Here is a 22,016-nt window from a genome sequence, read left to right on the forward strand (position 1 = left end):
ACATTTTTCCAAATCATATTGTATACTTTGGGAGTCTTTTTTAGAATAAACATTTTGCCCTAAATGTTTGCCTTTTCAAGCAATTTTTTCATGGAGCCAGTGTCCTTTATCTCATTTAGAATATGAATTACTGCCTGTTGCAATTCACCAAGAGCAAGATATGGGCCACGGTTGTAGCCTCTATATTCAATTGTCTTAGAACCGTTGGATTTTACCTTTATCGTACAAAGGCCTTCCTGCTGAAGCTTAAGCGCTTTTTCGCTAACTTCCTTGTCGGCAGAAACTGTCGTCGTCACAACAGCATCACCATCCTTATTAAGGATAAATGAACCCCACTTCTCATACTTTATTGAAGGGAATCCATAGAAGAATGCCTTTTCCACTACAGTCACATAGCCATCATCCTCGAAGGTTGGAGGCACATTCATCATGCTCTCCAAAAGCTTATCTGGGTCATATCCAGGCATAATCAAATCACAGCCTGCATGAATATCTTCACCCTTATCAGACCATGAGCCCCAGTCAGACATGATAAAGCCATCAAATCCCCAGTCTTGTCTAATAATATCCGTATTCAAGCCCTTCTGAGATGATGTAAAGCCACCATTAATTTTACTGCTGGCACATAGGAAACCTGCAGGCTTAACCATAAACTGGCACACTGAAAATGGGCGAAGATAAATCTCGCCAAAAGCTCTACGGCTCACATTGATATTTGCATCCATATCAATTGTTTCCTGATTATAAGTAAGCACGTTTTTTACGATGACATTTCTGCCTTCATAACGCTTAACACCCATGATAAAGCCAGCCCCAAGAATACCTGACAATGCTGGGTCCTCCGAATAGAACTCATAGGATCTGATAAACATAGGATTTCTAGTAACGTTAAGCGCAGGTGCAAGGCAATAATCAATATTATTTGCCTCCATCTCACGTCCATAGGCTCGTCCCATTCTGACCATAGCACTCATATCCCAGGTCTGAGCCATGTTCATTGGTGATGGGAAGCAGGTACAAGGAATGCCTATAATGTGGAGTCCCGATGGACCATCCGCAATTGTCACGCCAGGTATTCCAAGCGTATTTGCAAACTGAGATGTGGTTCTGGCAGCAATATCTGGACCAAGCTTTTCTACATTTAGAGTGAACTTAAATCTATTTTCACTGGATAATTTTGACTCTTCTGTTGCACCAACAACAATTCGTGCCAGCACCTCAGGTGACAGAGATGCTATAAACTCCTCCATAGACACATTTCCCTTTATTACGTCGATAAAGGTTGCAGTACCGCACGGTCTAACCACCTGAATATTTTCATGGCACCTGAAAGGAATATCGTAGGCATTATTGTTTATGTATGAAGTATAGTTACTACCCTCTTGAACGTAGGTAGTAAATTCCTTCTTCGTCTCTACGTACTTATTTTGGGAATTATAATCTGCGCCAGAAAGTGATGCCACCATGATATATCCAGTATCCTCATCTGGTCTAGGTGGTGGTGTCAAAAATTCAAGAGGCTTGCTAGGCTCTATAACATTAGCAACCCTTTTTATGGTGGTAAGCTTGTCTAACACCATCTTTGCGCAAAGCTTTGTATCACGTGAGTTTGCACCTATTCTGAACAGGTAATCACCCTTTTCCATAACCCACGCAGTAGTCTCTTCGTCAAAGTTTGTCAGGGACATAATAGGAATCTTTATGGTAAGCTCCTCCGATTCCCCTGGCTTCAGCTTGCCAGTCTTTCCAAAGGCACACAGGATTTGATATGGCTTCTCCAACTTTCCATCGGGTTGACTACAATACACCTGAACAACCTGACGTCCTGCATGCTCACCTGTATTTGTAACCTTCACGTGCATCATTAGGGAAATCCAACTAGCTTCAAAATATTCAAGTGATATATCGAATGTGGTATAGCTCAAACCATATCCAAATGGATAGAGTGGAGCCACATCAAAAGCATCAAAATAACGGTATCCCATATAGATACCTTCTTTATAATCTATCTCATGAGTTTTTTCAGCCTTATTTCTTGCTGCAACCGTTGGACACGTAGAATAATCCTTCAATTTTTTAGCCCAGGTAGATGTAAGACGACCACTAGGATTCACTGCACCCGTAAGCACATCAGCCAGAGAATTACCTGCTTCCATTCCCGGCACACCCATAAGAATAATAGCCTTTATATTTTTCATTCTGGCAATGGCTGCTATCTCCATCATGCCAGAGTTCATTACAAGTATTACGTTTTTAAAATTGGCGGTAATCAAATTGAGATTATCCAACTCACGTTGCGACAGCTGATAGCTCTTCATATTTTCAAGAGTTTGCTGGGTTCCAAGATAAGCTCTCCTGCTAACATAAATGGCTGTATCTGCTCCAAGAATTGCCTCTGCCATATCAGCCTCGGAAATAGGTACCTCTTCAGTTCTAACCTTCATTCCACCAAAAATTTTTGGAGTACGACCATAACCGGCATTTTCCTTTTCCCCAAGCTTCACGGCCTTATCCATCTTCTTCAGCCAGCTTTCAGTACTAAAGTTGAAACCATTATTCAGAAGACCATCTCTTACACTTACATTTCCATCCGTAAATACGTAATTGAAAAAAACGCCACAAAAAATAGTGTCAACAGCACCCGCTCCAAACAAAGCAACCTTCCCTTTATTCATTGGAAGGACGCCGTTATTCTTCAGCAGGACCATACTGTCGGCACCAAATGCGCGCACTAAGCCCCTATGTTCTGGAAAGTCCATCTTTCCACTTTTAGTGATTACACCTTTCAGTTGTCGTAGATTCATAGTAGGTAACTCCCGAATTAATTACTTAATTCCACCCCTCAACACTCCCCCAGTGTCTTTTTTTTCACTATGAAATATGATACTATTTTTGTATTTCAAATCTGTGTAATTTTTGTTAAAATTATCTTCACATTTCACTAAGATTTACGGTTTTATACTCATTTTTACAAAAAAGGAGATTATCTATGTTTAAAGACATGTTCAAACGCGATTCTTCCCTCTCATTTGAGGTCTTTCCACCAAAGAAGGATGACGAATTCGAGAACTGCTACAAGGTACTTGATTCACTTGCAACACTAGAGCCTGATTTTATAAGTGTCACATACGGCGCAGGTGGCAGCCGTTCGAAAAAGACTGTAGACATTGCCAACTACATCCAGAACACACTAAAACTCGATGCAATGGCTCATATGACCTGCGTTGGTTCCACACAAGATGACATTCTGGCAGTCACCAAGGATTTAGAAGCTGTTGGCGTTTCACATGTTCTTGCCCTTCGCGGTGACAAGCCACGCGATATGTCAGACGAACAGTTCGAACAGCGAATCTTTCCTCACGCAACTGATTTGATTCACTTCTTAAATCAGAACACCAGCTTAAAGGTCTCAGCATCATGTTACCCTGAAAAGCATCCAGAAGCAATATCTATGGACTCAGATATTGCATTCATGAAGATGAAACAGGATATGGGCGCCGAAATGTTTATCTCACAGCTTTTCTTCGACAATGCAGACTTCTACCGCTTCGTTGAACGTGCTGACAAGGCTGGTATCACCGTGCCTATCGTAGCAGGAATAATGCCTATCACCTCCGCAAAGCAGATTGGGTCCACCGTCACGCTTGCAGGCTCATCAGTTTCAAAGAAGCTTGCAGATATTTGTGCGCGCTACGGAGAGGATGCAGACGCAATGCGCTCTGCCGGCATAGAATATGCAATTTCTCAAATCAATGACCTACGTAAATGCGGTATGGGTCACATCCACATCTACTGCATGAACAAGCCTAAGATGACCGCCGAAATCTGCGACGCCATCAAGTAATTTTTATACTATATACCCGCGGCTCCTTGATTATCTTCAAGGGGGCGCTTTTTTGTACCCTTTCTTATTAATTGTCTGCCCCTGCCACTCCGGCCGCTGTGCAATACACTTAAGGGAGCAAAAAAGCGGCTCCACACAACATGGTGTAGAGCCGCGGGGTACACAGTATTAAATTACTTTGTGCCGAAGATGCGGTCGCCGGCGTCGCCAAGACCTGGGCAGATGTATGCGTCTGAATTGAGCTCACGATCGATGTGACCTACATAAATCTGTACATCTGGATGAGCCTCGTGAAGAGCACGAACGCCCTCTGGAGCAGCGATGATAGCCATGAACTTGATGCGCTTTCCACCGTGCTGCTTGATAAGTCCGATTGCGTCGATTGCAGAACCACCTGTGGCAAGCATAGGATCTGTAACTACGATGAGACGCTCCTCGATTGGGCTAGGAAGCTTGCAGTAGTACTCGTGAGGAATATGTGTCTCCTCGTCACGATACATACCGATGTGACCAATCTTTGCAGTAGGAACAAGACGCTGGATACCATTTACCATTCCAAGACCTGCGCGAAGGATTGGCACGATTGCCATCTTACGACCAGCGATGACTGGTGCCATGCACTTCTCGATTGGAGTCTCGCACTCGATATCTACTGTCTGCAAGTCGTTGAGGGCTTCAAAAGCCTCAAGCATAGCTATTTCTTCTACAAGTGCACGGAACTCTGCTGTACCTGTGTTCTTGTCTCTAAGCATTGTAATTTTGTGCTGAAGTAGAGGATGTGTTAACTCTACTACGTTATCTAACTTTTCCATTAGATACCTCCTAAAAATCTTTTATAAAACAGCTTTATATACCGTCTTTATCAAAACGATATCTCTCTGGATTACCGTATTCGTAATCACGTCCAGGGATAATCGCATTGAGAACTACACCTGCGATTGCAGCGATTGCAAGGCTTGTAAGTGTGATATCTGTAGAGCCTACTGTAAATGTAAGGCCGTCAGAGAAGCCAAGTCCACAAACAAGGATAACTGCTGCAATAATAAGGTTGCGTGAATGTGTGAAATCAACATGATTCTCAACAACATTTCTGATTCCTATTGCACTTATCATACCATAAAGCATGAAGCTTATGCCACCCACGATTGCGCTAGGCATTGTTCCAATAATATCAGCCATCTTTGGGATGAATGAAAGAACGATTGCGTAGCATGCCGCGATTCTGATTACCTTTGGATCATGAACCTTTGAAAGCTCAAGTACGCCAGTGTTCTCTCCATAGGTAGTGTTTGCAGGACCACCGAACATAGCTGAAAGCGCTGTAGCAAGACCATCACCAACAAGTGTACGATGAAGTCCTGGGTCAGTTACAAGATCCTCACCAACTGTAGCAGAGATTGCTGACATATCGCCAATGTGCTCCATCATTGTTGCAATAGCAATTGGTGCCATAACAAGGATTGCTGAGATGTTGAACTTGCAGATAAAGAAATCTGGAAGGCCAACCCAAGCTGCCTGCTTAACAGTTGTAAAATCAAGAATTGCACTACCATCTGCATTTGTCATACCAAAAGCATTGAATACAAGTGCACATGCGTATGAAATAACAACACCCATAAGAATTGGAAGGATTTTGAACATTCCTTTTCCCCAGATATTAAATATAATAACAACTGAAAGTGCGATTATAGCAAGAAGCCAATTTGATGAAGCATTGGTAATTGCTGAAGGTGCAAGAGAAAGTCCGATGCAGATAATGATAGGACCAGTAACAACTGGTGGAAGATATTTCATAACTTTGTTGATACCAACAAGCTTGATGATAAGAGCAAGAATCAAATAAAGTGCTCCGGCAACGACGATACCACCACAAGCGTATGGAAGCTTTTCGCCCATTGTCATATTTTTGAAAATACCAGTATTTAAATTAGCAACTGTGTGAAAACCACCGAGAAAAGCGAATGATGAACCAAGAAAAGCTGGAACTTTGAATTTAGAACAAAGATGGAAAAATAAGGTGCCGACACCTGCGAAAAATAAAGTGACCTGAATTGAAAGACCTTCGCCATTGAAATAATTGTTTACGAGAATTGGAACTAAAATAGTTGCTCCGAACATAGCAAATAGATGCTGAAGACCGAGAATTAAGGTCTTTGGAGTGCCGAGCGTCGACACATCTTTAATTGGTGCGTGTGAGTTCATAGTTATCCTCCCTTTAAAAATACTCAAACTTTCGATATTCTATCATGTTAATTACAACATTACAATACCTAATTTACACCATACCTACGCCAGTTACGCCTACAAGCCATGGTATTACTTCGCTCAGCTTAGAATGCTTCGCTTAAGTAACACCATGAGCTTGTCTGCTACTGGCTTATTATTATCCAAACAATAATGTTCTAATTACATATAATACGACGATGTGTGCTGGGTAGAAGAAATAGAAGAACGTGCGCATAGCTTTTGAGTCGCGGCCGCGATGGCCTTCGTAGCGACTCATTGGTAAAAGCATAAGGAATGCTGGCAACTCAAAAAAGTTAAAAAGGGATAACATAAGCTGTCCCATTCCAAAGGATTTCAGTCTGTCCTTTTTAGTTGTTCCATAATACTTGTACATCACACTGATGCAACATATTCCAGACATACTGTAATCCAAATGAGTCAAATAGCCAATCCCCATTCCGATTAGCATTACTATAACCATTAGACCATCGTTAGCCCAGCGTTTTTCAGTGAAAGAAAAATCCTTATTATTAGCATAATCAAGTCCACATAATACACCCAGTCCAAGAAGAAGCTCCCAAAGCACATTGTTATATCTAAAATCAAAATAGCTCAGTCTAAAAAGCATATCAAAAGGAACCTCTGAAATCACAGCAATAAAAAGTAAACGCTGCGCATATTTCAAACGACTTTTGGTATGAAAGAATCCCTCCACCAGCATAAAGCAGTAGATAGGAAACGCCATACGTCCTATAGCTCGAAAAATATTGTCAAAAGAATTATAGTTCCACGGCCAAAAGTTTTCTATAGCCAGTTGAGCTGCCTCCGATTTTTCAAGAATTCCAGCCCCGATATGATCAATGAACATCGTAATGACTGCAATAAGCTTTAATCCTGTGCCTGTAAATTCAAGTCTCTTCTTTTCCATAGTAAAATTAATCAATCAGCCATTCGATGAAATCTCGAACGCATCCTCTACCTCCATCCTTCTCTGAAACAAAATCGCAAATCTCAATAACTGCTGGTGCCGCATCGGCAGGACATCCGATAAGTCCTCCCTCAGCCTTTATTGCCTTCATAACCTCAAGGTCGTTTAAATCATCCCCCATATATGCACAATCCTTGAGTGTTCTTCCATTTGAAGACATTACACCTTTAAGCTTACCAAGCTTATCAGCTACTCCCTGAAAAATATTTGTAATCCCAAGCTCCTTACAGCGGTTCTCAACAATCTTGCTTGTACGCCCTGTGATAATCATAGGAATCACTCCAGAAGGAATAAGCTGATGTGCAATTCCGTAGCCATCCTTTATATTGAAAGCTTTGCAAAGTTCCCCATTTTCCCCCATATACACGCAACCATCTGTCAAAGTACCATCTACATCAAGAACAAGGTATTTAATATCTTTCATTAAGCACTCCTTTTACAATTGTTTCATATTTTCCTAATTTCATATTTTAATACATTTACCCGGCATTTGAATAGATTATATTCCACATTTTTTGTTACAATTTCGTAACAATTTCTTTACGTCTTTGTTGCCTTTTTGTAAAAATTACACCTAAACTATTACGTTATTTTGTATAACTATTACATTGTTTCACTATAATATGAGTATTATAATGAATAAGATGGACGCAATCTCTGTCCAGAGTATTTATAAACAAGAGGAGAATAATGAGATGAAAAGAAAACTAGTAATCGCTATGGCACTTGTTATAGCATTATCTGGTGGCGTTGCTGCTACAACTGCAGTCGTTTCACATGCAGCTGATTTGACAATGGCTACAGATGCTTCACAGGTTGTCTATGGCACACTTACCAAAAAGCAGGCCGCTATGGTAGAAAAGCTTTTTGACGAGAAATTTTATGCAGAGAAAAACGAGGATGTTGTTAAAGCTCTCGGAACAGAGCGAAACGCACTCCTTGAGCACTTCGAGAAGTGCGGTATCTGGGAAGGCAGAAAGGGCTGGAGAGATTTCGATCCTTCTGCATACGCTAGTGCATATCCAGATTTAAAGTCAGCCTTTGGTAACGACATCATTAAATACTACGAGCACTACTACACCTTCGGACAGAAGGAAGGACGTAATCTTACAACACTTGCAGCTTGCTCTAAAGCTGGTGTGAAGGTTGCATCACTTTTCAATGATCAGCTTACTTCTGTAGAGATTTATGCTGCTTCAAACCTCATGGGAACACGCGACTATTCTACTGTAGCAGCAGCTGTTAGCTCAGCTTCAAGTTCTAGCTCATCAAGCTCAGTTAGCACAAGCTCTGGTAATTATGTAATTTCAAACGAACCAATTGTTGAGAAAAAAGGCGATTTCACCGAACTTGGTACATTTGTTGCTGAAAATGGTGCAACTATCTATATTTACAAGATTAATGGCGTTTACTCTGTTTCAAGAGGCGATGACAATCCACATGTCAAATATCCTGGCACCGTAATCGAATTTGAAACTGCTGATACAGACGACCTCAAAGAAATGTATTCAAGACAAGAAGCTGAAGGCAAAGCCGATGTAACTGGTCCATTACATGATGAGAATCTTCACGGTATTGTAGTTGGCGAGATGGCAATTACAGACGACCGTTATAGTGAACCAATTCCTTCAGATGAGGTTGCTGGTGAATATACCGGAAAGATGAATCATCACTATAGCGACAGCGATGAATCTTACACAATCGAGTACAGCATCGATCCAAATGGTTCAAGCACTTCAGAATACAATCTCGGTGCATATGTAAAGAACAACGATGATGGTTCTGCACAGATTACAACAAAGGTATCATCTGAATCAGGTTACAATTACGAAGTAACATACACAATCAACATTCCAGATGAAACTGAAGAGCAGAATAATGCTCAGTAATCAGCTATAAATTTCAAAACTTAAGGGGCTGTGAAAAAATGAGATAATCATTTTTTCCAGCTCCCTTTTTATATCATTTTTTGTGAGGTATGCTGTTTCTGGCAAAAATAGAGTATAATGCCCCTTTCCCCAAAAAACTACAAACTTTTTTGATTAGGCAGCTTCTTGGAGACGCATCTTTTTATTGTGATATTTATATAAGTTATGACCTATTGAAACCAAAAGAACCTCAAGTTTTACGGATTCTATTCCTTTTCGGACTATTCTTTTATACCAACGATCATTTTTTATGATTCCGAAAGTACCTTCCGCTTGAATGGATCTGTTCATTCTAAGGAGTGCTCCCTGGATGCTTTCAAGATTATTTATAACCTCCTGATGCATAGCGGTCAGTTCTTCGTTTATTCTTACGGTTTTGTTTTTATCTGTTTTCTTACACTTCGATGCATAGGGACAACCACTGCAGTCTTCACACTGATAGACTTCTTCTTGCCGGCCATACTGGTTTCCTTTTACATGCTGCCTGTATAGAAAGTTGAAGCTCCTCCCATTAGGACAACGCATTTTCCCATCATCACCGATCTCAAAATTAACAGCTCTGAATGGATCGTTGTGATATTTCTTATCGGTCGTCTCCTTTTTAAACATTGTGAACTTCATGTACTTTTTCATGCCTTTTTGCTCGCAAAAGATATAATTATTGAACGAGCCATATCCAGCATCAGCCACAGGATATTTTGGATAAAAGCCATATGTTTCATAATACTTATTCATCAACGGTATGAAGCAGTCCATGTCAGATCTGTATTGATTAACATCAACAACTGCTATGTATTCATCAGCTACACCAATCTGAACGTTGTATGCGGGAAGAAGCTGGTCGTTTCCCATGTAGTCGGTCTTTATTCTCATGAATGTAGCGGAAGGATCTGTCTTTGAATAGCTGTTCCTGTTTTCTCCACAGATGCTGATTTTTGTGACATATTCATTGAGCTTTGTTGTGTACTCTACAAGCTTTTCGTACTGTCTCTGCTGGACGGTTTTCCTATGTCCTTTTCCTGAAACAAAAGTTGAAGTATCAAGCTTCCATATCTCAGAAAACCGTTCTGTTATCTGGCGCATATATTCAGGCATGTACTCTGTATTAGTCTCAATCTTGATTCCGCTCCACTGAAGATCGCTGTTGATTTCTTGCAGTAATTTAGTAATCTTTTCAAAAAGACGGTAACGGGATTTTTCCGTGGCCTTCTTCCATACCCAAGTATATTTGTTAGCATTAGCTTCAAACTTCGAACCATCAATATAAAGATGATTCAGGTCAACTTTATGCCTGCTGAATATTTCCTGATTAATATCATTGAAAATATCCTCTATTGAATCCTTTAACACATCGTTTATGAAATAGCTGAAGGTTCTGTAAGAAGGAGTTTCCCTGTCCATAAGATACATAAATCGAATGTTAACCCTACAGTTTTCTTGAAGTCCTCTTAGTGAAATATATCCTTCACTCATAAAACCGAATAGTACGGTTTTCAACATTTTGACTGGATTATATCTGATTCTGCCAAGCTTATGCTCTGGCACATTTTTCAGATACTTCTCAAGATTCATACCTCCCACGAGTTCGTCAAAAGTAAAAACCGGATCACAGATATCCAAGCAATCTGAAATAAAAAATGGTAAAACGCCCTGATTTAGAGTATTATAAGAATTGGTTTGATTGATCATGGTAATATTTTACCATGAAAAAAGAGAAGTAATCGGCTGTTTCCAGCTATTACTTCTCTTTTTTTCATGAGCTGATTATTTCACAGCCCCTTTTCTTTTTACAATAGTTCAATTATTCTTATGAACTTACCTTTTTAGCTGTTATATTCTTTAGCAGTACAAGAGTTACTATCATAAGTGCAATTCCTACTAGCAGGCATACCGCCCAATTTCTCACAAAGCCCGAAACAATATAAGATACAAGTGAAACTCCTGCTACCGTAAATGCGTATGGAAGCTGTGTACTAACATGTCTGATATGGTCACAATCCGCACCAGCAGATGCCATGATTGTTGTATCAGAAATTGGTGAACAGTGATCACCACAAACAGCACCAGCCATACAAGCTGAAATAGCAATAATCATAAGCTCGTTATTAATGTCACCACCAAAAACATTTACGACGATTGGAATAAGGATACCAAAGGTTCCCCATGAGGTTCCTGTTGCAAATGCAAGGAAGATACCAACAAGGAATACAAGCGCTGGAAGCAAGCTCATAAGTGCATGATTATCAGCAATGTTTGCAACGATTCCACCAACATATTCAGCTGCTCCAAGTGAATCTGTCATAGACTTAAGGGTCCATGCAAATGTAAGTACAAGGATAGCTGGCACCATACTCTTGAAGCCTTCAGGAATTGCATTCATGCACTCGCTGAAGCTGAGCACCTTTGTTGCAAGATAGTTAATGATTGTAAGAATGAGTGCCACAACTGAGCCATATACAAGTCCAACAGATGCATCTGAATTTGAGAATGCATCGATGAAGTTTACTCCATCAAAGAATCCGCCTGTGTAAATCATTCCGATTACACAACAGATAATAAGGGAAATAATAGGGAACACAAGGTGTGACACCTTTCCTCTCTCTGAAACTGGTGGATGTGGCTGATCTTCAGCGCCTGTAAGTGAAGCAGCATCCTTTTTCTTTCTCTGCTTTTCTTGGGCTTTATGGTTCAGCTCTGCAAGATTCATTGAGCCGTAATCAAAATCCAAGTAAGTAATTGTGAACATCATCACAAGTGTAAGCAATGCATAGAAATTGTATGGAATGGCGCGAATGAAAAGTGACAAGCCATTTGCACCATCAACGAAGCCTGTAACTGCTGCAGCCCATGATGAAATCGGTGCAATAATACAAATAGGTGCAGCTGTGGCATCTATAAGATATGCGAGCTTCTCACGAGAAATCCCATGCTTGTCAGTAACTGGTCTCATAACCGAGCCAACTGTAAGACAGTTAAAATAATCGTCGATGAAAATCAGCATACCGAGGATGATTGTAGCAACCTGTGCGCCTGCCTTTGTCTTTACATGGGTAACAGCCCATTTTCCAAAAGCAGCCGAACCACCCGCACGGTTCATAAGCATAACCATACTTCCTAAGACAACAAGGAAAATGAGAATACCTACATTCCAGCTGTCAGAAAGCTGACCAATCATTCCATCCACAAAGATGTGCTCCATCGCAGCTGTCAGATTAAAGCCTGCGTACAGTAAACCGCCTGCAAATATTCCTAAAAATAATGATGAGTAAACCTCTTTTGTAATCAGCGCCAAAACAATGGCAATTAATGGTGGCAATAGCGACCAGATAGTATTAGTAAATTCCATAAGCTTTCATATTCTCCTCTAATATTTTTGCGTGTGCCTCTTCCATCTCAGTCAATGGTTTTCTGAGTGGACCAGCTTCAAATCCCATAAGGTTAAGAGCCTTCTTTACAGGAATTGGATTAACCTCTGAGAAAAGTGAATCAATAAGTGGTAATGCTTCAAGCTGCATCTTTGCTGCCTTTTTGAAATCTCCATCAAGGCAAGCCTGGCACATATCATGTGTCTGCTGAGGTGCAACATTTGAAAACACTGAGATTACACCAAGTCCACCAAGTGACATAATTGGTACAATCTGATCATCATTTCCTGAGTAAACATCTATGCAACCATCTGCCAACTGAAGAAGCTTAGTAATCTGGCTGATGTTTCCACATGCTTCTTTGATGGCAACAATGTTATCCACATCCTTTGCAAGTTTTACCGCTGTCTCAGGCAAAATGTTGCAGCCAGTTCTTGATGGAACATTATAAAGAATACATGGGAGCTTGATAGCATCAGCTGTATCCTTAAAGTGCTCATAAAGTCCTCTCTGAGTTGCCTTATTGTAATATGGTGTCACAAGAAGCACCGCATCAGCTCCAGCTTTCTCTGCCTCTGTTGAAAGAAAGATTGCCGTCTCTGTAGAGTTTGAGCCAGTGCCAGCAATTACTGGAACACGCTTGTTTACTGTCTGAACACAATGTCTTATAACATCCACGTGCTCTTCATGTGACAGTGTAGAAGCTTCGCCTGTAGTTCCGCAGATAACAATAGCATCTGTATTGTTTTTTATCTGAAATTCAATCAGGTTATCAAGCTTCTCATAGTTGACTGAACCATCGTTGTTAAATGGAGTAGCAATTGCTACAGCAGCGCCATTAAATATACTCATTTCTCATCCTCCTGTAATCCAATTCCGCCTGTTACGCTTACAAGCTCATCTAAATAACGACAACAAAAAAGACTGACCATAATAAATGGTCAGCCTTCAATTGCACATACGAATATGATAGCTCCCCACTTATTACTAAGTGACAGTCATACGAATATTCTTCGTATGCCCAAGATCGTCAGCTTCAGGAGCTGACTTCTTTCGGCGAAATTCCCTTTTATCTCATATCACTTGGGCCTGTCCCATCAATGAGATTACTAATGTTTCTCGCAACCTCTATCTTTTATTAAGTTGGCTATAGTCTAACTCTTAGAAAAGTTGATGTCAAGCTAGAGTAAAATTTTTATCGGAAAATTAAACAAATAAAAAGAACATCCTTCTTTGTGATAAGATATTGGTTTGCGAAACAATACTAACAAGGGAGGATGTTCTTTTATGGAAGAAATTATAAAGTATTTCGCAGATGTTTTCATCACAAATTTATATGATGCTAAGATTGATTTTTATAAGAATCCACAATCGTTAGCTGAACTGGTCATTGCAACTAAGAAGGAAACAGATGAGTTGGGACGATTGTTCATTCAGTCTGTGCTGCAGGAAATGGATACACTTTTAAAGGAATTACCTAAGAGAAAACGCTTATGGAATGTAGAGCATAAGGCAGATGCCAGACAGGTTCTTACAACTCTTGGAAGAGTTACTTTTACAAGAGCACTATACGTTTCAAAGAACACTAATTCAGATGAGAAGGAAGAATTATGCTATCTGTTAGATAAGTTGATTGGTCTAGGCGATAATCAGCAGATGACAGAAGACGTTATGGCGAACATTTATAGTGAAGCTGTTCAGACTTCATATCGGAAGGCTGGTGAGGTAGCATCTATTCCTGAAGGGGTTACTAAAACAACTGTAAAAAATCTGCTTCATAAAACAAAATTCCCAAAGAATTTCCAGATTCCCGAAATTAAAAAGGAAGTGGATTATTTATATATAGATGCAGATGAGGATCACTATCATCTCCAGTTTAAGGATGTGCGTGGTGATTTGGAGTACAACGATTATGGCAGAAAGCTAAATGGTTCTATTAATAAGATTATCTACGTATTTGAAGGAATAGAGCCTGAAGCACCGAGAAGTAAACGAAATAGACTTGTTGGAACACACTATTTTTGTCGTGGAGATGAACAGGACAATAAAGAGTTATGGAAGGAAGTTTTTGATTATGTAGAGGCAACATATGATGTAGAAAAAATAAAGAAAATATATATAAATGCTGACGGAGGAGCATGGATAAAAACTGGATATAGAGGTTTAGCCAATGTAACATTTGTATTAGATGAATTTCATATATCAGAGCATGTTTCTAGAATGATTTCACACATGAAGGATTCTAAAGATGATGTAAGGATTGAAATATATAAAACGATAAGAAGCAAAACAAATGCTGATTTTCTAAAACTGGTTGATAGATTAAAAGAATACACTTCCTCAGAAAATATACTTGCAAAAATATCGGCATCAGCTGATTACATAAGTTCAAATTGGATGGCAGCTAAATATCGCTTAAGAAAACATGAAGGAGTGTTGGCTTGTTCGGCAGAAGGGCATGTATATCATGTGTTATCTAGTAGAATGAGTACGCAAGCGATGGGTTGGAGTAAACATGGAGCAAATCAGATGGCTCGTCTGCGTGAGTATTATTATAACGATGAAGACATGCTTGAACTTGCAAAATTCCAAAAAGAAGAACTGCCGATGGCAGCGGGGGCAAAAGAAGTTATATTGACTGCTAATGATGTCCTGGCATCAGAAAAAAACAAGAGAAGTCAGCTATTGCGAGAATACGGTAAATATTCAGAGGCAATTCATTCAAGCATGAGTGTTCAAAATAGTAAGCAGCTATTGTTTATGTTGAATGGAAAGCTGTAAAAAGGGAACAACACCTGACGGTGTTGCCTTTAATAAACGTGCTTCGCACAAACCTAATCTTTCATTTGCTTGATTTACAGTGTATCTGCCCAGAAATGGGAGTCAAGGATGCTACGCACCTAAGGCTGAAGTCCTTGACACCCATTTCAAGGCAGATAAAATATCAACAAGCAAACGAAGGATTAATTGTCGTACAAAAAAGTACGGCTTTTAAACCAAAATCAGAGGCCTGCGGAGCAGGGCTTCCTTTTAGAATAGAAAAATAGTAAGATAATCACAAATCTAATTCTTGTCACAAAAACACAGGGATAGTCTTTTCTGTGATTTCCGAGTACAAATTTACGCTGCCTGATGTCAACAATAAATTGATAAACAAACATACTGATGGTAGAATTATTTTAAGTTTTGAGTATTTCGGGAGGGGTTATTGCATGAAAATTTGCTTTAAAAAAATATTCGTTTTAGCCTTCAGTCTCATTCTGATTGCTTCACTTTTTCTATCTGATACAAATGTTTCACAAGCAAAGACAAAGGCTTCCAAGAAGGCTTCTGCCAACAACATAGTTATTGTTCTTGATCCGGGTCATGACACCACTCATCTAGGTTGTCATTATGAGAATTTTGAGGAAGGCATTGCCAACCTCTACATCGCATATTATTGCAAGCAGGAGCTTGAGAAGTATTCTGGAGTCACCGTTTATATGACTCGCTATAGTTTTGACTGCCCTTATGGAGCAAATCCTGACTCTACTGCTGAGTGTCTAAGCTCAAGAGTAAACTTTGCCAAATCCGTAAATGCGGATGTTCTGGTAAGTCTTCACAATGATTATGATCCAGATTTAGATACGTCCCAAAGCGGTGCAAAGGTAATCATTCCAAATCCAAACTATAAGCCTGCCATGTGCGAAAAGGGTGCAGGACTTGGAAAATCTATTCTCACACAGCTTACAAGCACTGGACTTACTATAAACGATTGGAAGCTTTGCCCAAACGGAACTGGCATCGTTACCCGCGATTCATCTAACAAATATCCTGATGGCTCTGCAAGAGATTACTATGCACTTATTAATCAGGCTAAGACCAACAATTTTACAGCCATCATTGTGGAGCACGCTTTTTGTACCAATTACTCTGACAGGATAAACCATTTGAGCACGCCAGAACAGTACCAGCAGCTTGGCATCGCAGATGCTACTGGAATCGCAAACTACTACAGCTTAAAGCTCAAGTAATCACATTAAATGGGAGAATAAACAATTGAAAAAGCTAAATAAGCAAGAGATATTCAACATCATTCAAATTGGAAATAAGGATGATATTCCTAGTCATGCCTTCGATATTTTTATTACCATTACCATATGTCTCAATATTTTGGTCATGGTACTTCAAACTTACGAGCAATTTTCGGCGCTATTTCCTTTTTTTGATTTAGTCTCACTCATCACAATAATCATATTTTGTGTGGAATACGGTCTTAGAATTTGGACAGCAGATTTACTATATCCCGAATTACCTCATGGAAAGGCTATAAAGAAATTTCTTTTATCTTATGATGGTATCGTGGATTTGTTTACGATTCTTCCATTTTTCTTCCTGTCCGGCTTCGTAGCCTTCAGGATTTTGAGGATCGTACGAATCTTCCATCTGTTTAGAATCAACGGACAATACGATTCCTTTGCCGTTATCTTTTCAGTTTTAAAAGAAAAACGTAATCAGGTATTATCTTCACTTGTAATCGTCATGATTCTCATGCTTGCCAGCTCAATTGGAATATACTACGCCGAACATGATGCCCAGCCACACGCATTCAAAAATGCCTTCTCTGGAATATGGTGGTCAGTTTCCACATTGCTTACTGTTGGCTACGGTGATATTTATCCTATTACCACGCCTGGCCGAATAATGGCTATTTGCACTGGATTCCTAGGCGTTGGAGTTGTTGCTATTCCAACTGGTATTATAAGCGCCGGATTCGTAGAGCATTACTCTCGTATGAAGCTTATGACCAACTTCGCAAAGGACGAACATATTGATATGCTTACGGTCCATATAACAGAAGGTCACTGCTGGAGCGGATTGAAAATTTCTGAGATTGGAACTCCAGACCATTTCTTTCCAGCCATTCTCATGCGAGATGGCGAATCGCTAATTCCAATCGACTCTTTGGAATTAAAAAACGGCGACACAGTAATACTGGCCGCCGAAGGTTATTTCTTACATTCCTATTAATTTTTGAACTGTCTTTTTATAAACTGCATCAGGTGCTTCTACTTCAAGTGCTTCATCTGCTTGCAGTTTTTTTGCTATTATCGCCTGACTCTTTGTCTCGGTAACTGCAAGGACTGGTATCTTTGCAAACCCTTCTCTGGTCTTAATATACTTAAGAACCAGTTCACCTAAATCAATCCTATCATTAATCTTTATCACAGCAAATTCTATCTGCTTATGATATCGACTAAGATAATACAGTGCCTTATTATCGTTGTCTGCTCTGATGATGTGGAAGCGACTAGATAGTTCTGACCTAAGCTCATTCATCTTATCATCTTCTGATTCAGTAACAGCTAAAAGTACAGGCCTGTCAATCTCTCTATCCTCATATTCCCAGATAGTGCAACAATTTTTCCCCTGCATCTTTGATTTATAGAGGGCATCGTCTGCCATTTCAAAAATCACACTGCTATTTGGAATTCCAGTACTGATAACGGCACCAATACTAGCAGTAAAAGGATTCTTGTTGCCGTAGTCCAATTCACTGATATAGCTCTGAAGAGCTTTACAACGACTTGAAAGAATATTCACATCGCCCATTCTAGGCATTACAACTACAAACTCATCGCCACCATAGCGGCCCACAATATCGTATGCACGGAAATTCTCGCCAAGGAGTCTTCCAATACGTTCAAGCAACAAATCGCCTGTATTATGGCCAAGATTATCATTTACATACTTGAAATCATCAATATCGATAATACACATTGCGCAAGGCTCATCGGCAGACCTCTTCGCATAATAGGTCTCCATTCTTGCAACAAGTGCGCCCTTGTTAAATACGTGAGTAAGCTTATCAAGAGAACTAAGCCTTGTAACCTCTGCGATAGCAAGTGTCTCTCTAGCCCTCATCTCAAGGATAATTCGCGCCGCCAGCATGGAAATTACGTATGCAGCAATGGAAATATACAGGTCACGAATAAAGCACTCTCGTTCTTTGTGAAGGAAAGACATCACAAGCATAATTGAGAGCACAACCAGTTCTTCAATACCATACTTGTACAGCCTGTCGATAAAAATCATTGGAAGTCCAATTACCGCCAGCGGCAACCACAATGCCTGACCAGCAGGAACCTCAAAAACATCTACCACACCAAGTACTACTCCCAGACAGAAATAGAAGGTACAGCAAATCGCCGCCGTAGCCCCCGTTCCTATCTGTCCTCGGTGCTTCATTGTGTAAAGATTGATATTGAAATATACCAACATCAATGGCACCACCGCCAAATGAGCCTTAGATAACGTAAAATTTGGTAGCAGCAGCTTCGAAATAATGAGCATGAAAACATAGACCATCGACATATACATACATGCTTTTCTAAGCATATAAAGATTGTTATCATTGATGGTCTCCAGACACTCTCGAAAATACTGACGTATTGTCTCGTTGTCCTCTCTAAAATATTTTATGTGCTTACGCATCATACCCATGTCAGCCATACATTTCGCTCCAAGAATTAGGTTAAAATGCCAACAAGTTTCCTAAAATATCATCTATGTATAACTTATCAGATTACGTATCTATTTTCTTAAACATTATGTGAACAATTTATGAACTTTCGTGTAGAAATCCTTTTCCATAATTATACGCTAGAGTAAAATTTTTATCGGAAAATTAAACAAATAAAAAAAGAACATCCTCTTTTGTGATAAATTATTGATTTGCGAAAACAATAAAACAAGGGAGGATGTTCTTTTTATGGAAGAAATTATAAAGTATTTCGCAGATGTTTTCATCACAAATTTATATGATGCTAAGATTGATTTTTATAAGAATCCACAGTCTTTAGCTGAATTGGTCATTGCAACTAAGAAGGAAACAGATGAGTTAGGACGATTATTTATTCAATCTGTGTTGCAGGAAATGGATATACTTCTAAAGGAATTACCAAAGAGAAAACGCCTATGGAATGTTGAACATAAAGCTGATGCGAGACAGGTTCTTACAACTCTTGGAAGAGTTACTTTTACAAGAGCACTATACGTTTCAAAGAACACTAATTCAGATGAGAAGGAAGAATTATGCTATCTGTTAGATAAGTTGATTGGTCTAGGCGATAATCAGCAGATGACAGAAGACGTTATGGCGAACATTTATAGTGAAGCTGTTCAGACTTCATATCGGAAGGCTGGTGAGGTAGCATCTATTCCTGAAGGGGTTACTAAAACAACTGTAAAAAATCTGCTTCATAAAACAAAATTCCCAAAGAATTTCCAGATTCCCGAAATTAAAAAGGAAGTGGATTATTTATATATAGATGCAGATGAGGATCACTATCATCTCCAGTTTAAGGATGTGCGTGGTGATTTGGAGTACAACGATTATGGCAGAAAGCTAAATGGTTCTATTAATAAGATTATCTACGTATTTGAAGGAATAGAGCCTGAAGCACCGAGAAGTAAACGAAATAGACTTGTTGGAACACACTATTTTTGTCGTGGAGATGAACAGGACAATAAAGAGTTATGGAAGGAAGTTTTTGATTATGTAGAGGCAACATATGATGTAGAAAAAATAAAGAAAATATATATAAATGCTGACGGAGGAGCATGGATAAAAACTGGATATAGAGGTTTAGCCAATGTAACATTTGTATTAGATGAATTTCATATATCAGAGCATGTTTCTAGAATGATTTCACACATGAAGGATTCTAAAGATGATGTAAGGATTGAAATATATAAAACGATAAGAAGCAAAACAAATGCTGATTTTCTAAAACTGGTTGATAGATTAAAAGAATACACTTCCTCAGAAAATATACTTGCAAAAATATCGGCATCAGCTGATTACATAAGTTCAAATTGGATGGCAGCTAAATATCGCTTAAGAAAACATGAAGGAGTGTTGGCTTGTTCGGCAGAAGGGCATGTATATCATGTGTTATCTAGTAGAATGAGTACGCAAGCGATGGGTTGGAGTAAACATGGAGCAAATCAGATGGCTCGTCTGCGTGAGTATTATTATAACGATGAAGACATGCTTGAACTTGCAAAATTCCAAAAAGAAGAACTGCCGATGGCAGCGGGGGCAAAAGAAGTTATATTGACTGCTAATGATGTCCTGGCATCAGAAAAAAACAAGAGAAGTCAGCTATTGCGAGAATACGGTAAATATTCAGAGGCAATTCATTCAAGCATGAGTGTTCAAAATAGTAAGCAGCTATTGTTTATGTTGAATGGAAAGCTGTAAAAAGGAAACAACACCTGACGGTGTTGCCTTTAATAAACGTGCTTCGCACAAACCTAATCTTTCATTTGCTTGATTTACAGTGTATCTGCCCAGAAATGGGAGTCAAGGATGCTACGCACCGAAGGCTGAAGTCCTTGACACCCATTTCAAGGCAGATAAAATATCAACAAGCAAACGAAGGATTAATTGTCGTACAAAAAAGTACGGCTTTTAAACCAAAATCAGAGGGCTGCGGAGCAGGGCTTCCTTTTAGAATAGAAAAATAGTAAGATAATCACAAATCTAATTCTTGTCACAAAAACACAGGGATAGTCTTTTCTGTGATTTCCGAGTACAAATTTACGCTGCCTAATTATACAACTACCATTGACAAAAATTCTTTCGTCCGATAGTATATGGTTAAGGAGCGAGTTTTTCTACTGAGTAAGGTCATTTGACTGGAAAAGGCTACTCACTTCTTTTTTTTATGTTAATAATATCATATAAATACTTTTTTCCATCAGAAGCGTGTCTAATGATCATTGCAACATGGTATACATTATATCTTTCTATATCCCCCTCAATATCAAAAACAGGCATTGCAAAGAATGACTCATATTTATACCATCCATTTTTTGCATCATGATTATGCTTTTTCTTAAGATTTGGACTGTATTCCTTATTAGTAGCACATATAACAAGCTCTGGAATACCTTGTGCTGCATTAGCTTTAGCTTTTGCGTTACCACCTTTTAAAACATTAGTATACTCAGAATGTGCATACTCATCTGGTAAATCTGTGCCTATATACACAATATCCTTTGAATCGGCAATTGTATAAAAATCTCCTACATAACGTTTTAAATACTCCTCTACATCCTTCCAATTGATTCCTTGTCTACCTTTAAAGATGACATCGTTAATAACAACTATATTATTACCGTCTGCATCTTTCACGACTGAAACATTTCTTTCTTCTAACATTTTGTTCTCCTTATATTTCTTTTTTCATCCAAATATAGTACAGTAACCATTGGATAGTTTAATCATATAACATCCATTGGTTACCATCAATACTCAAGGAGGCTTGTATGTCAGAAAATACTATTGCTGAAAGACTCAAAATTGCAAGAGAAAACCTCGGCATCACAAAGGCCGAGGCTTCTAGAAGACTTAATTTAACTAAAATCGGGTACGGTAGGTATGAATCAGGAGACCGCACTCCTTCAATACAAACATTAGAAGTCATAGCTCAATGCTTCAACACTTCTGTAGCATTTCTTACTGGTGAAACAGATGATATGACTTCAGATAAAATTGTAATTGATAAAAAAACATCTCCCGAATTATTTAACTTGGTTAATCTACTCTCACACAGCAGTGATGATGCTGTTCAAAGGCTAACCGCTTATGCTAACTCTATTATTTCCCAAAAATAATT

General features: G+C 39.2%; 17 protein-coding genes and 1 riboswitch. Of the genes, 7 read left to right on the forward strand and 10 right to left on the reverse strand.

The genetic code is table 11. The annotated features are described in order from the left end of the window. Positions 1-59: 59 nt before the first annotated feature. Positions 60-2,804, reverse strand: coding sequence for a glycoside hydrolase family 3 protein (locus FXF36_RS07940; RefSeq protein ID WP_151623245.1), 2,745 nt, complete (start codon positions 2,802-2,804; stop codon positions 60-62). Between the two features lie 185 nt (positions 2,805-2,989). Here FXF36_RS07940 and metF point away from each other — a divergent pair, with 185 nt between their 5' ends. Beyond that, positions 2,990-3,844 carry a methylenetetrahydrofolate reductase [NAD(P)H] gene (metF, locus tag FXF36_RS07945; protein ID WP_151623246.1) on the forward strand — a complete coding sequence of 285 codons (855 nt, stop codon included), beginning with the start codon at positions 2,990-2,992 and terminating at the stop codon, positions 3,842-3,844. A 173-nt stretch (positions 3,845-4,017) separates the two neighbouring features. Here the strand turns inward: metF and upp are convergent, their stop codons facing one another. The 4 genes from upp to FXF36_RS07965 form a co-directional block, all read right to left on the reverse strand. Then, positions 4,018-4,656, reverse strand: coding sequence for a uracil phosphoribosyltransferase (gene upp / locus FXF36_RS07950; protein ID WP_015548398.1), 639 nt, complete (start codon positions 4,654-4,656; stop codon positions 4,018-4,020). Positions 4,657-4,690: 34 nt separating this feature from the next. Beyond that, positions 4,691-6,046 (reverse strand): uracil-xanthine permease family protein, encoded by a 1,356-nt coding sequence (locus FXF36_RS07955; protein ID WP_151623247.1) that lies wholly within the window; start codon positions 6,044-6,046, stop codon positions 4,691-4,693. A 181-nt stretch (positions 6,047-6,227) separates the two neighbouring features. Next, positions 6,228-6,998 carry a TraX family protein gene (locus FXF36_RS07960; protein ID WP_151623248.1) on the reverse strand — a complete coding sequence of 257 codons (771 nt, stop codon included), beginning with the start codon at positions 6,996-6,998 and terminating at the stop codon, positions 6,228-6,230. 7 nt (positions 6,999-7,005) lie between these two features. Next, entirely contained in the window at positions 7,006-7,482 is a 477-nt protein-coding gene (locus FXF36_RS07965) for a KdsC family phosphatase (RefSeq protein WP_151623249.1), read from the reverse strand. Between the two features lie 271 nt (positions 7,483-7,753). Here FXF36_RS07965 and FXF36_RS07970 point away from each other — a divergent pair, with 271 nt between their 5' ends. Continuing rightward, positions 7,754-8,947, forward strand: coding sequence for a hypothetical protein (locus tag FXF36_RS07970; protein ID WP_151623250.1), 1,194 nt, complete (start codon positions 7,754-7,756; stop codon positions 8,945-8,947). A gap of 153 nt (positions 8,948-9,100) precedes the next feature. Here the strand turns inward: FXF36_RS07970 and FXF36_RS07975 are convergent, their stop codons facing one another. The 3 genes from FXF36_RS07975 to dapA form a co-directional block, all read right to left on the reverse strand. Continuing rightward, positions 9,101-10,675: an IS1182 family transposase gene (locus FXF36_RS07975; RefSeq protein WP_151623185.1), complete on the reverse strand. Its 1,575-nt coding sequence runs from the start codon at positions 10,673-10,675 to the stop codon at positions 9,101-9,103. Positions 10,676-10,793: 118 nt separating this feature from the next. Continuing rightward, positions 10,794-12,332 (reverse strand): Na+/H+ antiporter NhaC family protein, encoded by a 1,539-nt coding sequence (locus tag FXF36_RS07980; protein WP_151623251.1) that lies wholly within the window; start codon positions 12,330-12,332, stop codon positions 10,794-10,796. Next, a complete protein-coding gene (gene dapA / locus FXF36_RS07985; protein WP_151623252.1) occupies positions 12,319-13,203 on the reverse strand; it encodes a 4-hydroxy-tetrahydrodipicolinate synthase in 885 nt (294 codons plus the stop codon). Before dapA ends, FXF36_RS07980 begins: the two co-directional genes overlap by 14 nt. Positions 13,204-13,313: 110 nt before the next feature. Next, a riboswitch (Lysine riboswitch) is annotated at positions 13,314-13,490 on the reverse strand. Between the two features lie 148 nt (positions 13,491-13,638). Here dapA and FXF36_RS07990 point away from each other — a divergent pair. The 3 genes from FXF36_RS07990 (at position 13,639) to FXF36_RS08000 (ending at position 17,361) form a co-directional block, all read left to right on the forward strand. After that, positions 13,639-15,132: an ISLre2 family transposase gene (locus FXF36_RS07990; RefSeq protein WP_151623253.1), complete on the forward strand. Its 1,494-nt coding sequence runs from the start codon at positions 13,639-13,641 to the stop codon at positions 15,130-15,132. 431 nt (positions 15,133-15,563) lie between these two features. Further along, the gene (locus tag FXF36_RS07995) at positions 15,564-16,364 is read left to right on the forward strand and encodes an N-acetylmuramoyl-L-alanine amidase (RefSeq protein ID WP_151623254.1); all 801 of its coding nucleotides are present in this window, start codon (positions 15,564-15,566) and stop codon (positions 16,362-16,364) included. Between the two features lie 25 nt (positions 16,365-16,389). After that, the gene (locus FXF36_RS08000) at positions 16,390-17,361 is read left to right on the forward strand and encodes an ion transporter (RefSeq protein WP_151623255.1); all 972 of its coding nucleotides are present in this window, start codon (positions 16,390-16,392) and stop codon (positions 17,359-17,361) included. Here FXF36_RS08000 and FXF36_RS08005 read toward each other — a convergent pair. After that, positions 17,347-18,843, reverse strand: a complete 1,497-nt coding sequence (locus FXF36_RS08005; protein ID WP_151623256.1) for a GGDEF domain-containing protein — start codon at positions 18,841-18,843, stop codon at positions 17,347-17,349. The genes FXF36_RS08000 and FXF36_RS08005 overlap by 15 nt on opposite strands. A gap of 259 nt (positions 18,844-19,102) precedes the next feature. On the opposite strand from FXF36_RS08005, the gene FXF36_RS08010 reads away from it, so the two are divergent. Then, the gene (locus FXF36_RS08010; RefSeq protein WP_151622274.1) at positions 19,103-20,596 is read left to right on the forward strand and encodes an ISLre2 family transposase; all 1,494 of its coding nucleotides are present in this window, start codon (positions 19,103-19,105) and stop codon (positions 20,594-20,596) included. 447 nt (positions 20,597-21,043) lie between these two features. Here FXF36_RS08010 and FXF36_RS08015 read toward each other — a convergent pair whose 3' ends face one another. Further along, complete coding sequence (locus tag FXF36_RS08015; protein WP_151623257.1) at positions 21,044-21,559, reverse strand: hypothetical protein; 516 nt, start codon at positions 21,557-21,559, stop codon at positions 21,044-21,046. A 107-nt stretch (positions 21,560-21,666) separates the two neighbouring features. Here FXF36_RS08015 and FXF36_RS08020 point away from each other — a divergent pair, with 107 nt between their 5' ends. Continuing rightward, positions 21,667-22,014: a helix-turn-helix domain-containing protein gene (locus tag FXF36_RS08020; RefSeq protein WP_151623258.1), complete on the forward strand. Its 348-nt coding sequence runs from the start codon at positions 21,667-21,669 to the stop codon at positions 22,012-22,014. The last annotated feature ends 2 nt before the right edge of the window (positions 22,015-22,016 follow it).

The sequence above is a fragment of the Pseudobutyrivibrio xylanivorans genome (assembly GCF_008935055.1).
GTDB classification, from domain to species: domain Bacteria; phylum Bacillota; class Clostridia; order Lachnospirales; family Lachnospiraceae; genus Pseudobutyrivibrio; species Pseudobutyrivibrio xylanivorans_A.

What these genes read in the sequence shown, in the direction of transcription:
- FXF36_RS07980 (WP_151623251.1), bottom strand. Translation starts at nt 12,332, where the DNA reads ATGGAATTTACTAATACTATCTGGTCGCTATTGCCACCATTAATTGCC.
- FXF36_RS07965 (WP_151623249.1), bottom strand. Translation starts at nt 7,482, where the DNA reads ATGAAAGATATTAAATACCTTGTTCTTGATGTAGATGGTACTTTGACA.
- FXF36_RS07960 (WP_151623248.1), bottom strand. Translation starts at nt 6,998, where the DNA reads ATGGAAAAGAAGAGACTTGAATTTACAGGCACAGGATTAAAGCTTATT.
- FXF36_RS07975 (WP_151623185.1), bottom strand. Translation starts at nt 10,675, where the DNA reads ATGATCAATCAAACCAATTCTTATAATACTCTAAATCAGGGCGTTTTA.
- FXF36_RS07940 (WP_151623245.1), bottom strand. Translation starts at nt 2,804, where the DNA reads ATGAATCTACGACAACTGAAAGGTGTAATCACTAAAAGTGGAAAGATG.
- FXF36_RS08005 (WP_151623256.1), bottom strand. Translation starts at nt 18,843, where the DNA reads ATGGCTGACATGGGTATGATGCGTAAGCACATAAAATATTTTAGAGAG.
- dapA (WP_151623252.1), bottom strand. Translation starts at nt 13,203, where the DNA reads ATGAGTATATTTAATGGCGCTGCTGTAGCAATTGCTACTCCATTTAAC.
- upp (WP_015548398.1), bottom strand. Translation starts at nt 4,656, where the DNA reads ATGGAAAAGTTAGATAACGTAGTAGAGTTAACACATCCTCTACTTCAG.
- metF (WP_151623246.1), top strand. Translation starts at nt 2,990, where the DNA reads ATGTTTAAAGACATGTTCAAACGCGATTCTTCCCTCTCATTTGAGGTC.
- FXF36_RS08020 (WP_151623258.1), top strand. Translation starts at nt 21,667, where the DNA reads ATGTCAGAAAATACTATTGCTGAAAGACTCAAAATTGCAAGAGAAAAC.
- FXF36_RS07995 (WP_151623254.1), top strand. Translation starts at nt 15,564, where the DNA reads ATGAAAATTTGCTTTAAAAAAATATTCGTTTTAGCCTTCAGTCTCATT.
- FXF36_RS08015 (WP_151623257.1), bottom strand. Translation starts at nt 21,559, where the DNA reads ATGTTAGAAGAAAGAAATGTTTCAGTCGTGAAAGATGCAGACGGTAAT.
- FXF36_RS07955 (WP_151623247.1), bottom strand. Translation starts at nt 6,046, where the DNA reads ATGAACTCACACGCACCAATTAAAGATGTGTCGACGCTCGGCACTCCA.
- FXF36_RS07970 (WP_151623250.1), top strand. Translation starts at nt 7,754, where the DNA reads ATGAAAAGAAAACTAGTAATCGCTATGGCACTTGTTATAGCATTATCT.
- FXF36_RS08010 (WP_151622274.1), top strand. Translation starts at nt 19,103, where the DNA reads ATGGAAGAAATTATAAAGTATTTCGCAGATGTTTTCATCACAAATTTA.
- FXF36_RS07990 (WP_151623253.1), top strand. Translation starts at nt 13,639, where the DNA reads ATGGAAGAAATTATAAAGTATTTCGCAGATGTTTTCATCACAAATTTA.